Origin of the sequence: Flavobacterium lotistagni, from assembly GCF_011392125.1 — a bacterium.
In the GTDB taxonomy this organism is placed as follows: Bacteria; Bacteroidota; Bacteroidia; order Flavobacteriales; family Flavobacteriaceae; genus Flavobacterium; species Flavobacterium lotistagni.
In genome coordinates this window covers 1-13,382 of record NZ_JAAJBU010000012.1, presented here as the reverse complement: position 1 = coordinate 13,382, position 13,382 = coordinate 1, and the positions used below count along the sequence as shown (strand labels likewise).

Sequence of the window (13,382 nt, the reverse complement as noted above, 5' to 3'; positions counted from 1 at the left end):
TCAGATTTTACTTCTTTACTTTCGCCGCTATATACTTTCCCGATTCAACCGATTTGATAACAGGCATGGATGCATAAAAAGCTACCATGATTTCCTGAATTTTAGCAGGATTTTCAAACAGATATTTTTGACATTCTTTTTTATCAAAATTAACTTCCGATTCAGGGTTTTCAATCATAGCGGCCGCAAAACAAATATCAGCGATATATGCATAAGACCGTAAAGTAAAATCACCGTCAGGAGTTATAAAAGATGCTATCTTTTGACCTAAAGCCGTCATTCCTTCTACTTCCCACAATTCAGAAATTTTGAGAAATGTAAAGAAATCAAATTGGAGCGCAAATTTATGCGCCCCAAATTCAATAATTACTTTTTTCATATTAGGCGACAACTTCTACGGTGTAATCACCATTACCTTTAAACGATGCATCAAAAGAAGTATTTCCTTCAACCGGTGCACCCAAAGAAGCTGATTCAATGAATGCATTTCCTGTAATAATTATATCACCAACTTCACCAGTCGTGAAAGAAAGTTCAATTTCAGTTCCAGCTTTGTGTAAATCGAGTAATGATTTTACGTCCTGATGCGTAGTCGAACCAGCCGGTTTATTTGCAATCAAACCTTTTGAAGTCATGCTCCAGCTTAAGTTTGATGGTACACCAACTTCGCCGTTGGTATCTTTGGTTGCAATACTTTCAATCTTCATACTTGAAGAGAAAGTACATTCCGTTGCATGGTAAATTACTTTACCATCAGCTTTTAATCTAAGGTCTTTACCTTTGTAAATTGTTGATGCCATTAAATTGTTATTTTAAAATTAATAATTGAGACAAAAGAACCATCTTCATCATCGATGTCCGGTTCAGAGGTAATCCATTCAAAATCACGATGACCACGGATTATAGGCGTAATTGCATCACAAAAAGCAACACATTCATCATACTGTTCGGGACTAAAGAAAACTCCTAACGAAACCAAATATGACGAAGCATCTTTAGTTGCACCAGATTGCTCACGGATTCGATAAGTTGCAAAAGGTTCAGGAACATCACTATCAGCGGCAATTGGATATAGTTTCCACACACCATTTAATTGACCAACCACATCAGTAAAAACCGACTGACTTGTTAAAAAACTAAATAATAATTCGCTTGCTTCTTTCATAATCTATCAATTCGCCGTTGAATGTATCTTGCGACCTTACTCGCTGATTCTGCTGTAACGTTACCGTTTGTGGCTGCATAAGCTTTTTTCAGATAAAACCAACCAGGTACAAAACCCACTTTACTGTTAACACCTTTTCCGCGAACTCGCTCTAAGCTATTTCGGGTTCGTTTTGTTTTTTTCCTTTTGTACACCACATACTTTTTTGAGTTGCGATATACGTTATGACCAGCTTCAACCATTGCACCATACCAACCATCAAAATTGCCTTTAGCACGCGGCCCGACATAAATAGTCGGATTTTCTACCGCCGCACCACGCTTACCGGTAATCGTACCGATTGACCTTTTTAAATTGCCCGGCCTGATCATTTTCCGCGTACGCTTTCCAGAAACCAAATGATCTTTTTCCGATACAGGCGCAAGCTCTTTAGCTTTTGAAACCGTTGAACCAGCAACCGCTCTTAATATCCCTAGAATTTCGGTTTTCTTTGCAGGATCTTTATCGAGTTCCTGAATTTTTCGTTTCAGTTCAGGAAAGCCTTTTATATCGATATGGAAGCCATCACTACTCATTCATACAGTTCAGTATATAATTTCAAATGACTTCTACGACCTAAAGGCTCAACATGCGTAATCCTGAAACGAATTTCATTGTCTATAAGAACATAGTTTTTACCATTCGCTGCAACATCGGAATTATGCCGGATGATATAACTTCGCTTAACGGTATGCTTAACTTTTCCTTGCAATTCCTCAAACCCGGAATCACTTTCAAGTTTAGCCCACGGTTTACATATTTCTTCATCAGCAGAAGAAACCGAGCCGGTTTCTGATTGTGATTTTTCAAGCTTCACAATCTTTACAATCCTATCCATCGTTCCAATAAAAGGCGCTCTATTCATAAAAGTTATTTTTTGCGAATTTTGATTTTAAGCTACTTTTATTTTGAAACTATGATTGATATATAAGGCATTAAGAAAAGCGTTAAAACGCTTTAATTTTTAGTTGTATCTTCTGTAAGGGCGCAAAAGATTGTTCGAAGCAGGATTATTACCCTGCTCACGATCTTCACGACGATCATAATAATCAGAAATCAAAAGATTCATAGCCTGAATGATTGCTTTAGGACATTCAGCCAAAGTATAACCCTGAACAACCGTTATCGTAATTGCATCCGGTCTATCAGCTACTTCAGGAGTAGATAAAAAACCAATCTCAAAACAATTAATCACATTAGAAGTTTTCAATTTATACTGATCAGCAGGCATAGTAACCGATTCTGTTTCACCAGCCGGAAAGTAAACTACACTTTCAATTTTTTCATTGGAACTTGCTTCAATTTCCTTCAGATCAAAAGAATTCATTTTCAGGATTAATTTGCGGCGGCCAATAACCCTACCTATATAATTTTCAGCAGCAGATTGAGCCGCATCGATGTAAACCTGAATCAAATCATCTTCATCAGTAATCGACGCTTCGATACGCAATTGCTTTTTAGCTTTTGCAAGCGTAATCAAACTAGCCTCATTTTCTGAAAACGGAACTATTGAAACTTCTGTAACCATTGTTTTGAGATTAGATTTTAATTATTGTTTTTCGAAGCGGCTTTTGCTTTTTCAAGATCACCTTTGGCGGTTTCTAAATCAGCTTTTAACTGAGTGTTTTCACCTGTAGCAGTTTCGAGTTCTGACTTAGCGGCTTCCAAATCAGCTTTTAACTGAGTGTTTTCACCTGTAGCAGTTTCGAGTTCTGACTTAGCGGCTTCCAAGTCAGCTTTTAACTGAGCGTTGTCAGTTTCGTTTGCCTTTTTTTCAGATGATGCTTTAGCTTTTTGTTTAGCGTTATACTCTTTCGATTCATCATCTGAAGCTTTACGTCCATAGCCAGCATCAATCATTTCCTGACCCTGTTTTTCATCGACTTCAACCAATTGGTTTTCACGATTCGGCAAACCGAAAGGCAATAGCGGAAGTAATGAAAAAATTAAGATTTTTTTATTTGACATTGTTATAAAGATTAAGGAAAAGCCCGTAGGCTTTTCCTAGTTAGACTTTAATTTACACACTCAACCAGCTGTTGATTGCAAACGCTTTTTTGTTTGCTACCTGAACATCAGCATCCATATTTACAACAACTTTCAGACTGTTAGAATCAGCAGCTGATACAGGATCGACAACAAAGGAAATACCGCCCCATTGAACTACGAACATTTGTGAGAAATCACCAAAAATTAAATGGTGTAATTCAGGATTACCACCAGCAGCGGCAATTGAAGGTACAAGCGATGTTGCAACCGATTTGTAACCACCGATTTTACCATCTTGCGATAAGAACAAACCTGAACCTTCATCTTTTTTAAGCGTCATCATCGACGCTTCCAAAACAGGATCAAGTAAGTAACCTAAAGATTGTTCGGTTGAATCATTCTTTTTGATCAATCCCTGAAGTTCTGTTACCCTTGCCCAAGTTGCGGCCGCATCATCAGATTGCGATGAAGTAAGGATTCCGGTCATGTTAATCAATCCTGTAGGATCGTTTGATAGTCCAGTACCCGAAATAGCAGCACCATTCAAACATTTTGCTGCACCCGCGCCAAGCATGTTCATCACCATTTGACGAACCGGTAATGATGATTGATTTAAAAGCCGGTTCGAAATCAACACAACCGCACCAGCACGTTTAGCAGATGCAACTGGGCCTGTGATCGTTTTTTTCTGTGATGAAATCGTTGCCGTTTCAGCATACCAACCGAAGTCGTATTCCTCAACAACAGGCAAAGGCAAAGTACCGCCCTCAACACCGGTTAAAACCGTAGCACCCATTTGCTCTAAAAACAATTTTGGCAAAAAGCCAGCCACAGGACGCGGTTGTTGACTAACCACCAACTGACCACCATAGTTACCGGAATCCTCAGAAACGGTTTGAGCAGAAGCACGAACCATATCAGAAGGAATGGTAAACGATGATGCAGGCGCAGACTTACCGTTTGCGCGCATTTCTTCAACTGCAATATCATGCACTTCTTTTTCAACACCATCGAAGTTTCCGGTTGGCGCACTGCGAAGCGCTTTAGAAAAATCGAAATCCGCATACAATTTGCGTTTTTCTCTTTTTTCAGAATCATCACCTTCAGTTGTTACAGATTTTCCGTTCTGAGTTCGTTGGTTTTCTTCCAACTTTTCTTCGACTTCGATTTCGGAAGTAAGATTATCAATTTCGGTTTGTTGTGTACGAAATTGCGTCACTTCATCCGGTGTCATTTTTCTTTTTTCGTCCTGGATTTTTTTAGCGAAAGCCGTTTGAGCGTCAATTTTTGTCGAGCGCTCCTGTCTTAATTGAACAGATCTTTTCATTACTTTAAATTTAAATTTGAGTTAATAATAATTTGAGCCTCGACTTCATCCAGCTCATTATTGTCATCGGTACGATTTTGTTCGCCCGGATTTTCTTTTTTGTATTCGTCGAAGCTACGTTTTGCAACTTCGGTATCGGGATAAGCCGGATAAGTTACCGGCGATACATCATAAAGCCTTTTATACTTTACAATTTCACGCGTTCCAATTTCTTCGCCATCAGGCTCAGTCCAAGTTTGCGTTTCAACCTCAAATGCAAAAGAAGATTGAGAAACATCGCCACTTGCAATTGCATCGGCCAAATCTTTTGCATACTGGCGATCAGGTGTTTTGTAACTGTATTTCAATCCAATGTTATCAACAGATAAAGTAAGTGTGCCTTTACCTTTTGAACATCGAGCCAAAACATAATTAGGATCATGATTGAACAAACAACGTACATCATCATTCAGCACATCATCAAAAGCACCCGGAAGGATTTTTTCACGGAACTTGTAATAATGACCTATAACCGTCTCTGAATTAAATTTTGCCGCGTAGCCTTCAATTATAGCTAAATCTTCATTGTTAGATTCATCAGGCTTAACCGCACGAACCTTAGATTCAAAAAATCGTCGTTCAGCGCCTTCAATGTTTTTGATATAATCCTTATTCATTTTTCTTTTCTTTTAAGTTGTCTTCTATTTGAGATTCTGTAAAAGTGTTTACAGGCGTTAGGTATTCATCCAACATAGCTGGTCCAGCATTTTGATCTTCTAGTAATCTGCCCTGATTTCGAGTATAAACACCAGTCATAATATATCGGCAAATCGCTTCAGAACGGGTTTTCATATCAGCACGAAGCAGAACGTTCATATTTCCTTTTACGAAATAAGATTTACGGTCTGCATTGGAAAACAATTTTTTTGAAAGTTCCTGTTCGATATTAGTTACATAAGGTTGCATCGTATCAGAAACATGATCCAATGATTGCTGTTCGATATTGTTGTTTGTGGATTGCTGAAGTGATTTTATTTTATGAGGCGCTATGTTAAACCAGCGGGCAATATCTTCAACCGTAAATCGGCTCATTTCAATTATCTGGGCCTCCTGAGGCGTGATATTTATAGCTTTGAATTTTAAACCATCGTCCAACACTACAATCCGGTCAGGTGATTTTTGCGCCATTGCAGAACTCCACGCAGTTTTTATTTTTTGCTTTGGTGTTGCTTCACCAGGTTTATTCGGATCAGCATTTAAAGTTTTATCTGTTTCAATAACTCCAGTTCGAACCCCTTTGTTTTCAAAATTTGTAATTGAAAATTGCTGAACTTCAATTGCTAGATTCATTTGTTGGGCCGCATAAGTAATTACACCAACACCTACAAAACCATTGTGAGTAAAGTTTTTAAAATGTAGAACCTCAGAGGATAAAAGCGGTTTATCATAACCACGTACGAAGTATAAGATTTCACCTGCAACTTTTTTAATATCTAAAACATCATCCCAATCAATAAAAGTTAATTCTATAATATCACCTTTATGATTTGTTTCAATTTTAGAAAGCGAGTTTCCACGAAGTAACAATGAAATTGCTGTAACTTTTTTCCAAATGAACGAAGTCATGAACGGATTAGGTTCAGTTGACAAAAGCCAATCCACAGGATGCGCTTTAAAGCGTTCACTTCCGTTCTCTACTACCTTATATACAAAAAATGGAATCTTTGCTATATCGTTGCTAATTTGCTCAACAGCATTAAATACAGCAGAAAGTTTTAAGGAAGCTTTATAGTTAAGCGATGAAGTTTTTGCCTTCGAATCAGACAAAAAGAAAGATGTGAAATCATTGAAATAAGAAACGCTATCCGCACCTCTTTTTTCGCCTGAAGAAAACATCATTGAAAAAGCCTGATTTAATGACATGGGTTATATTAATTAACCCTGTAAAAGTATTTTTACGGCTTTGCTATGAAGGTATAAAGTTTGTACTTTTCCGAATATGAAGTCAACGGAAAAAACTTTTCAGAATCGGATTCGATTCAAAGCTTTAGCCATGTTTTCGAGCAACCGAAAAAGCAAAGTCTTTTGTAGATGTTGCTGAAACTCCCTTCGTGCCTTTAAATTTTCTAAAAGCACTACGCACAAAGGTTTACTATTAAACGATTTTGGATTTTTATAATATTCCACAATAATCATACGCTGATAAAAACCAAATAACATTTTATTTTTCATCATTTTCCTTATTAACGGTTAATTCCAGTTTGATATAAAAATAAGCCGAAGCTATTTCAAAAACTATCAGCAGCAACACCAAAGCGTAACGAATAGGATTCTTAAAAAATTCAAATTCCAAAAGCCCTGATGTCGCAATAGCAATTAAAAAGGTGATGAGTACTATATAAATAATTTTCATATTTTATTTTTTTCGTTTGTAATAATTAATAACATTTTTAAAAGAAACGTAATCAGAATATCGGTAAAAACCGAATAATTGAAAATGCAAATCGTTCACACTATTAAAAGCGGATTCATAAGTTGAATGATCCGGTAACGCCTCATAATACATATCAAAAAAACCTTGCCGCGTTGACAAACGTTTCATGACTTTAGCTTCTTCTTCAAGCTTCAGAATCCGAAGACGTAATGCATTTTCTTCTGGTTTCATATATTTTCTCTGTTTTGGGATGAAAAATAATAACTTAACAATTAATTAATTATTTTGTTACAATAATGGCATTTTATTAACTATTATGTATTTAGATTGACTATCTTCTTAACATTCAAAGGTCGTGCCCGCTTTATTATAATAACTTTCGTTTGTATCTTCAGGAGGTGAAAGCGACCCACCTAAAGCCATTATAGACGCTATTATTCCATCTATTCGCTTTCCGTTTGCATGGCTTTTACCTTTTGAAATTCGATAATTTTCATTGGTATCTTCTATTTTTACACAGCCTGAAAGCATCCATTCCATCACAGGATTACCCTCGTGGATAATTTCACCTTTATAAACCAGACTTTCAAATGTTTTCGTCGGATGCGAATAGTTCGGTAAAGTTTGAGTGAACTCCGAAAGATTAAAACCTTCATCATCTAATCGGTTTACTAGCGAACTGGAATTATATCGGTCAAATTCAATCCGTCTTATTCCATGCGATAAATAATGACTACGGATGTAATCTTCAATAATTGCATAATCAACTTGGTTACCCGGTGTAGCAATCATAAACCCGGAATCTACCCAATATCTATAAGGAACCGAATCTTCTTTACTTCGCTTCTGTACCGTATCTTCAGGACAAAAAAGAAAAACCTTCAGATACCTTTTATTTTCATTATCGGGTTCGGATAATATTGCGAAAGCCGTGATATCAGTTGTTGTAGATAAATCAACAGCTGCATAAGAACCAAATTCATGAAATTTTTCAATAGGCAACGGCTTTCTTTGATCTACAGTCTTATCAGCGTTAAAATCGCACTTTTTCCAAATCTCAGACGGAATCCAAACATTATATCCATCAACCCACATATTTAAAGATTTCGTTTTGAAATTAGGAATTTTAGAAGGTTGATTCTTAGCCTTTATAAATTCCCTACGAAGAAAATCCAAAAGGGTAGTGCTATGCTGTAGATTAGGATTTGCTTTTTCCCAATTCGCTTCCAATTCCCAATCATCATCTTCATCAAGTTGATGAATCATTATCAAAGTATGATCATCAACATTTAGCCCTTTCAAAATATCCTTATACGAATCTTCAGCATGTTTGCACACGCTTTTTAAATTAAATCCAGCAGTTGTAATAATGTAAACTAAGGGATTTTCACGAGCACCCATAGCAGATTCCAACACTTCACGAACACCATCATCTTTATGCGCATGATATTCATCAATAAAAGCCACAGAAGGGTTGAGACTATCCAATGTTTTACTATCACCACCCAAAAACCGAAATACCGCTGACATTCGAGGAAAACGGATTTCACGCATTGTATTTCTAAAACCAAGCGTTCGAAGTTTTAAAGATTTTTCAACGAAATTGAATGCTTGCTCCCATAAGGTTTTAGCCTGAGCCTCTTTTGTAGCACCTACATATATTTCAGCACCTTCTTCACCATCCATTGCCTGACAATACAAACCCAATCCTGATAATTGCGTAGTCTTACCATTTTTACGACCAACCGTTTCGTAAACAAAGTTGATGCGCCGCAAATTTGTGCCCTTAATTTTCCACGCGAAAATATTATAGATTGTAAATTGCTGATATGGAGATAAAATGAACGGCGCTTTCAATTTTGCTAACGGCCCTTTAGTATGAATAAGATATCTAGGAAACCATTCAATAACAAACATTGCTTCTTTATGATCAAGATAAAACCCTTTTTCATCAGCCTGATCAATCCATTCAAAAAAGCGTTTTGCAGCCAGTTTAATGTATTTTCCACAAATGATTTTTCCATCCAACACATCCTGAGCGTATTGAAAGGGAACCGAAGATTTCATTTCATCAGAAATAATCATAAAAAGTTATTTTTTGCGAATTTTAATTTTAAGGCATTTTTTTGTTTTTGAAATACATTCGCGTTTCAAGTAAAAAATGTTTGCTTAAATCGCTTTATTTTTTGTTTTGTTTTAAAATCAGACATGTCTTTTTAATTTTTGGGTGATTTGTCTGATTTTTACAGACGAATTAAACGGTTAACGCCAACCATAAGAGGCAGCGTGCAAGTTTATGGCGTTGAATATTTGATAAGCAACCTGTGGAACTATTGCGTTTCCATAGGCTTTGATTGATTCATTTCGCCATTTAGGAAAGGTAATTCCGTCCAATTCGTTGGAAAACCCATCATTTCCGCCACAAATTGTGGGTTCAGTAATTGGGAATTTAGTCCAGGCTCCGAATTTCGTATAACTGTCTCCAAATTCTGTTGTTTCCCTTCCCTGTTCTTTCCCATGTAGCCCGTTTTCCCGCTCGCTGCATCCGGTGTTGGTAACATTCCGTTTCTCACATAATTGCTCAATCCCCATTGGCTGCTTTTGTCGCTTCGCCTGTCCGAACAATCCGGTGTCGGTATTAACCCCATAAACATTGCCATATCCGTTATGCTGTTCGGTCTGTTCTCTCCATTCTTTCGGCTCATCATTGTTGTAGCTCCTTTGTCCAAAAGTCCGTTCACTCGTTCGGGATGGTCCCGCTGTACGCTTGTTGGAGTAGGCCACAAACCATATTCTTTCTCTCCGATGTGGCGCACCAACGGCACAAGCTGGAAGTATAACCGGTTGTACTTCGTACCCTTCATTTTCCAGGTCAGTTTGCACCTCGTGGAAAACCAATCCCCCGTTCCAATTAACAAGCCCATAAACGTTTTCCCCCACAATGTATGTCGGGGAAATTTCTCGTATTGCTCTAAGCATTTCTGGCCATAAGTGGCGTTCATCTTCTTTGCCTTTTCGTTTACCTGCAAGGCTGTATGGTTGGCATGGGAATCCACCTGTAAGCACGTCAATTGTTCCTCGGTGAATAGTGAAGTCTGTTTTTGTAATATCTCCATAACTAATAGCTTTAGTCCAGTAATGTTTTAAAATCTTTTGTCCAAATTCGTTCCATTCGCAATGAAAAGCATTTTGCCAACCGGCCCACTCAGCGGCTAAATCAAAACCACCAATTCCCGAAAAAAGAGAACCATGAAAAAATGGCTGGGCGTTAACACGCGGTATAAAACATGCCGGGTGTTGTGGGTTATTTAAGTTCTGTTTTCCGTTCATAAGTTCGTGTATTTTGATAGTGTTTCGCTCGCAATCCGGCACGCTTTCATACCGCCATCGTTATAGGCTATGCTGTAAATGCAGCTCGTCAAACAGTCCTTTGCTAACTTCAGGATAATTCATCCAAATTACTTCCTGAACTTCCGACGATCGGATGTTATTTTTCTTGACTGGAAATTCAACTTTGCGCCAATCGTGATACAGATCATTATACAATTCGGAATTGTAGCTGCTCACCATGGCCAGACCTTGAATATCATGGAGCCGTTTTGCAAGCTGCTCATGTTTTTCTGTAGAGAACTCAAATCGGTAATCGTTGAATGATGCTCGCGTTTCTGCCGGGTATGGCGGATCACAATAGAAAAACGCGCCATCAAAGTCTAATTTGTCGATTGCTTCATTGAAATCGAAATTCGTAATCTGAAAATTTGATCGAAGCACATCGGCCACGTCGTACAGCTTTTCAATTCCATTGTTCCATTTGGAAACGGTTTCACCGCCTTGCGCGTTCACTTGCGTTTTTGCAATATGCCAGCCTTTATTTTGACGCTGAGCACCAAGGCCAAAAAATGATTGCCGAATGCGTACATAAAACCTTCTTGCGCGCTCAAGTTCATCGCAGCCATCCATTTCCCAAGATTGGTTGTACTCCGTTTTCGAGCACGGTGTAAGCAAAAGTGCGCGCATGAGCTCCGGCTCCCGGTCGCGCAGCACTTGAAAGAAATTGGTAATTTCTCCATTGATTTCATTGGCTGTCCGAATCATGCGCCCGGGATAGTTTAGCGAAACCGAAAAGCTGCCGCCAAACAGATCTATCAAATGATTGAAGCGTTGCGGAAAATGGTGATACAAGTATTCAAGCCAGGTAAACTTCCCGCCGAAATAATTGAATGCGATAATTTTTGAATTGTTGCCTGACATAATGCACAGCCTATAACCGCAGTTTTGCATGATCACTGCGATTAGGTTAATATTACTTTCTTTGGTAATTATGTGAACTTTAAACTTTTATTTTGCAAGACTATCGTTGTGTTAAATGGAAATCTTTCACCAGGAAACTTTTCAATTTGATCTCTTAAATTTTTAGAACCGGTAAACACAATGTACTTAACACCTTCTTTTTCGAAATGCAGTTTTAAGCGCTTTGTACCGATTTTGACGGTCGAATCTTCTACAATGAAATCCAGTATTTTAATACGGACATTCAGAATATCTTCTATTTGCAATTTGTTTCCTGAGAAACGACCGAGATCCGGCTCGGTTCCGTAATCTTTAAATTCGTATTCATGCATCGTTTTGGCAGTAATTTTTTTATTAAGTGGTTTGTATTCGCGTGTTTGGCCCAGCCTAAATAAGATGCGATTGTAGCAGAATTTGGGTTCTTTTTTGAAGCAGCTTTCGCAAACCTCTTTTTAATTGTTTTTCGTAATAAAGTATGCGTATGATAAAAGACATATCCGACAAAATCAATCCCACGATCTTCAACTTTGAATACCTGGTAATTATGTTTTACTTCAAGCTTTAGATTATCCCTTAAATAAATTCTGATATCCTGTAAATAAGCATGAAGTTCAGGTTTATTTGAAGCCAGCAATACCAAATCATCAGCATACCGGAAATAGTACTTTACTTTTTGCTGTTCTTTCAACCAATGATCAAAATTTGTGAGATAAAAATTAGCGAAGTATTGACTTAAATAGTTTCCGATAGGCAATCCTTCGGCGCTATCGATGATATTATCTAATAAACATAGTAAGTCCTGATCTTTGATTTTTCGGCGAATCAGCGCTTTTAAAATTTGATGATCGATGTTAGGATAAAACTTTTTAATATCGAGTTTTAAGCAGTATTGCGTAGCTGATTTATTTTTTAACGCGGATTTTATCGCATTGGCAGCGGAATGAATTCCACGGCCTTCGATATTAGCGTAGGTATCTGCTGTAAACCATAGTGTAAAATAGCTTTTGAGAACATTAAGGATTGCATGATGAACTATCCGATCAGGGTAATACGGCAATTTGAAAATTAGCCGTTCTTTTGGTTCATATACAGGAAAAGTAACATATTCAGATGTACGGAAATCTTTATTTATCAAAACATCATTCAGTAAAAGTAAATTGCCTTCAGGATTCTGATCAAATAATTTAACGCCGGGCTGATGCTTTTTACCTTTTCGGGCATTGGCTTCAGCCTGACGTAAATTATCAAAGTCAGTTATTTGATTGTATAAATATCCTATTCTTTTCATGCCTTGTTTTAATTAAGTCGCGTTCGACAAAGAAGCTACCAGCGCCTTTTTTAAATTTGTGATTTTTTGCCATGTGGCAGGGCCTGTAATGCTTGTCTAACAATTGGGCACTGACGTTCGAATTCGTCCTCCTGTTGTCGTAGTCGTTGTACGAAAACTCGGCACCCGAAGGGGAACCACGCCAACGCATCACACAGCCTGTTTTTCTACTCTATTTTTCGGTCATAGACCTTCATAACTTTGTAATCCTGGTCGCAGATTTCAGCAATATGTTCAGCAGCCGTTCCGGTTTCGGAAACAAGGCGGGCACCGACGCCCGAACCCGACCACCAGTCGCCGTAGCCGACGTACGAAAACCCGGCACCCGAAGGGGAACCCATATCGTGAATTGCTTCATATTTCCGTTGTGCTGGATCTTCATAATTAGGTTTGAAATCAGGATTTACAGCATCATGCGCAACAAACAAGTTTGCTACTGCTTTTAATGCTTCAACATGGTGCTCAGGAACGCCGGTAATGACAACCGCGCTCGGATCGTAATTTTGCGATGCGAATGCAGCATCGCGATTTTCAAATTTTTTCATTGTTATTTTTGGATTTTGTCGATTGCACTTCGATCATACACTTTCATCGCTTTGTAATCTTCATGGAAAATTTCTGCGATGTGTTCGGCCGCTTCTGAATCTTCAGAAACAAGGCGGGCACCGACGATCGAAACCGACCTCCAGTCGCCGTAGACGTCGAACGAAAACCCGGCACCCGAAGGGGAACCCATATCGTGAATTGCTTCATATTTCCGTTGTGCTGGATCTTCATAATTAGGTTTGAAATCAGGATTTACAGCATCATGCGCAACAAACAAGTTTGCTAC

At 38.1% G+C, this 13,382-nt stretch carries 18 protein-coding genes; all 18 read right to left on the bottom strand.

Annotation, left to right across the window (positions count from 1 at the left end; all coding sequences use genetic code 11):
- Nucleotides 1-7: 7 nt before the first annotated feature.
- On the bottom strand, nt 8-379 hold the full coding sequence (locus tag G4D82_RS12320) for a hypothetical protein (protein ID WP_166337597.1): 372 nt from the start codon (nt 377-379) through the stop codon (nt 8-10).
- 1 nt (nt 380) lies between these two features.
- The gene (locus G4D82_RS12315) at nt 381-800 is read right to left on the bottom strand and encodes a phage tail tube protein (protein ID WP_166337596.1); all 420 of its coding nucleotides are present in this window, start codon (nt 798-800) and stop codon (nt 381-383) included.
- Nucleotides 800-1,165: a hypothetical protein gene (locus G4D82_RS12310; protein WP_166337595.1), complete on the bottom strand. Its 366-nt coding sequence runs from the start codon at nt 1,163-1,165 to the stop codon at nt 800-802. Before G4D82_RS12310 ends, G4D82_RS12315 begins: the two co-directional genes overlap by 1 nt.
- Nucleotides 1,162-1,740, bottom strand: coding sequence for a hypothetical protein (locus G4D82_RS12305; RefSeq protein ID WP_166337594.1), 579 nt, complete (start codon nt 1,738-1,740; stop codon nt 1,162-1,164). The genes G4D82_RS12310 and G4D82_RS12305 overlap by 4 nt, the downstream gene beginning before the upstream one ends.
- Entirely contained in the window at nt 1,737-2,069 is a 333-nt protein-coding gene (locus G4D82_RS12300) for a phage head completion protein (RefSeq protein WP_166337593.1), read from the bottom strand. The genes G4D82_RS12305 and G4D82_RS12300 overlap by 4 nt, the downstream gene beginning before the upstream one ends.
- A gap of 99 nt (nt 2,070-2,168) precedes the next feature.
- Nucleotides 2,169-2,732, bottom strand: a complete 564-nt coding sequence (locus G4D82_RS12295; protein WP_166337592.1) for a head-tail connector protein — start codon at nt 2,730-2,732, stop codon at nt 2,169-2,171.
- A gap of 17 nt (nt 2,733-2,749) precedes the next feature.
- Entirely contained in the window at nt 2,750-3,172 is a 423-nt protein-coding gene (locus G4D82_RS12290; RefSeq protein WP_166337591.1) for a hypothetical protein, read from the bottom strand.
- Nucleotides 3,173-3,224: 52 nt separating this feature from the next.
- A complete protein-coding gene (locus tag G4D82_RS12285; protein ID WP_166337590.1) occupies nt 3,225-4,520 on the bottom strand; it encodes a phage major capsid protein in 1,296 nt (431 codons plus the stop codon).
- Nucleotides 4,520-5,176, bottom strand: coding sequence for an HK97 family phage prohead protease (locus G4D82_RS12280; RefSeq protein WP_166337589.1), 657 nt, complete (start codon nt 5,174-5,176; stop codon nt 4,520-4,522). The genes G4D82_RS12285 and G4D82_RS12280 overlap by 1 nt, the downstream gene beginning before the upstream one ends.
- The gene (locus G4D82_RS12275; RefSeq protein WP_166337588.1) at nt 5,169-6,422 is read right to left on the bottom strand and encodes a phage portal protein; all 1,254 of its coding nucleotides are present in this window, start codon (nt 6,420-6,422) and stop codon (nt 5,169-5,171) included. The genes G4D82_RS12280 and G4D82_RS12275 overlap by 8 nt, the downstream gene beginning before the upstream one ends.
- Before the next feature lie 298 nt (nt 6,423-6,720).
- Nucleotides 6,721-6,912 carry a hypothetical protein gene (locus G4D82_RS12270; protein WP_166337587.1) on the bottom strand — a complete coding sequence of 64 codons (192 nt, stop codon included), beginning with the start codon at nt 6,910-6,912 and terminating at the stop codon, nt 6,721-6,723.
- A 3-nt stretch (nt 6,913-6,915) separates the two neighbouring features.
- Nucleotides 6,916-7,164, bottom strand: coding sequence for a hypothetical protein (locus G4D82_RS12265; RefSeq protein WP_166337586.1), 249 nt, complete (start codon nt 7,162-7,164; stop codon nt 6,916-6,918).
- Between the two features lie 108 nt (nt 7,165-7,272).
- Entirely contained in the window at nt 7,273-9,018 is a 1,746-nt protein-coding gene (locus G4D82_RS12260; RefSeq protein ID WP_166337585.1) for a terminase large subunit, read from the bottom strand.
- 177 nt (nt 9,019-9,195) lie between these two features.
- Nucleotides 9,196-10,263 (bottom strand): DNA (cytosine-5-)-methyltransferase, encoded by a 1,068-nt coding sequence (gene dcm / locus G4D82_RS12255; protein ID WP_166337584.1) that lies wholly within the window; start codon nt 10,261-10,263, stop codon nt 9,196-9,198.
- A 60-nt stretch (nt 10,264-10,323) separates the two neighbouring features.
- Complete coding sequence (locus G4D82_RS12250) at nt 10,324-11,184, bottom strand: DNA adenine methylase (protein WP_166337663.1); 861 nt, start codon at nt 11,182-11,184, stop codon at nt 10,324-10,326.
- Between the two features lie 295 nt (nt 11,185-11,479).
- Nucleotides 11,480-12,511 carry an RNA-directed DNA polymerase gene (locus tag G4D82_RS12245; RefSeq protein WP_166337583.1) on the bottom strand — a complete coding sequence of 344 codons (1,032 nt, stop codon included), beginning with the start codon at nt 12,509-12,511 and terminating at the stop codon, nt 11,480-11,482.
- Between the two features lie 206 nt (nt 12,512-12,717).
- Complete coding sequence (locus tag G4D82_RS12240; RefSeq protein WP_166337582.1) at nt 12,718-13,095, bottom strand: hypothetical protein; 378 nt, start codon at nt 13,093-13,095, stop codon at nt 12,718-12,720.
- A 2-nt stretch (nt 13,096-13,097) separates the two neighbouring features.
- The coding region (locus G4D82_RS12235) for a hypothetical protein (protein WP_166337581.1) at nt 13,098-13,382 on the bottom strand (285 nt) is incomplete at its 5' end.

Excerpts from the sequence above, each read along its gene's own strand:
- G4D82_RS12320 (WP_166337597.1), bottom strand. The coding sequence starts at position 379 with ATGAAAAAAGTAATTATTGAATTTGGGGCGCATAAATTTGCGCTCCAA.
- G4D82_RS12315 (WP_166337596.1), bottom strand. The coding sequence starts at position 800 with ATGGCATCAACAATTTACAAAGGTAAAGACCTTAGATTAAAAGCTGAT.
- G4D82_RS12310 (WP_166337595.1), bottom strand. The coding sequence starts at position 1,165 with ATGAAAGAAGCAAGCGAATTATTATTTAGTTTTTTAACAAGTCAGTCG.
- G4D82_RS12305 (WP_166337594.1), bottom strand. The coding sequence starts at position 1,740 with ATGAGTAGTGATGGCTTCCATATCGATATAAAAGGCTTTCCTGAACTG.
- G4D82_RS12300 (WP_166337593.1), bottom strand. The coding sequence starts at position 2,069 with ATGAATAGAGCGCCTTTTATTGGAACGATGGATAGGATTGTAAAGATT.
- G4D82_RS12295 (WP_166337592.1), bottom strand. The coding sequence starts at position 2,732 with ATGGTTACAGAAGTTTCAATAGTTCCGTTTTCAGAAAATGAGGCTAGT.
- G4D82_RS12290 (WP_166337591.1), bottom strand. The coding sequence starts at position 3,172 with ATGTCAAATAAAAAAATCTTAATTTTTTCATTACTTCCGCTATTGCCT.
- G4D82_RS12285 (WP_166337590.1), bottom strand. The coding sequence starts at position 4,520 with ATGAAAAGATCTGTTCAATTAAGACAGGAGCGCTCGACAAAAATTGAC.
- G4D82_RS12280 (WP_166337589.1), bottom strand. The coding sequence starts at position 5,176 with ATGAATAAGGATTATATCAAAAACATTGAAGGCGCTGAACGACGATTT.
- G4D82_RS12275 (WP_166337588.1), bottom strand. The coding sequence starts at position 6,422 with ATGTCATTAAATCAGGCTTTTTCAATGATGTTTTCTTCAGGCGAAAAA.
- G4D82_RS12270 (WP_166337587.1), bottom strand. The coding sequence starts at position 6,912 with ATGAAAATTATTTATATAGTACTCATCACCTTTTTAATTGCTATTGCG.
- G4D82_RS12265 (WP_166337586.1), bottom strand. The coding sequence starts at position 7,164 with ATGAAACCAGAAGAAAATGCATTACGTCTTCGGATTCTGAAGCTTGAA.
- G4D82_RS12260 (WP_166337585.1), bottom strand. The coding sequence starts at position 9,018 with ATGATTATTTCTGATGAAATGAAATCTTCGGTTCCCTTTCAATACGCT.
- dcm (WP_166337584.1), bottom strand. The coding sequence starts at position 10,263 with ATGAACGGAAAACAGAACTTAAATAACCCACAACACCCGGCATGTTTT.
- G4D82_RS12250 (WP_166337663.1), bottom strand. The coding sequence starts at position 11,184 with ATGTCAGGCAACAATTCAAAAATTATCGCATTCAATTATTTCGGCGGG.
- G4D82_RS12245 (WP_166337583.1), bottom strand. The coding sequence starts at position 12,511 with ATGAAAAGAATAGGATATTTATACAATCAAATAACTGACTTTGATAAT.
- G4D82_RS12240 (WP_166337582.1), bottom strand. The coding sequence starts at position 13,095 with ATGAAAAAATTTGAAAATCGCGATGCTGCATTCGCATCGCAAAATTAC.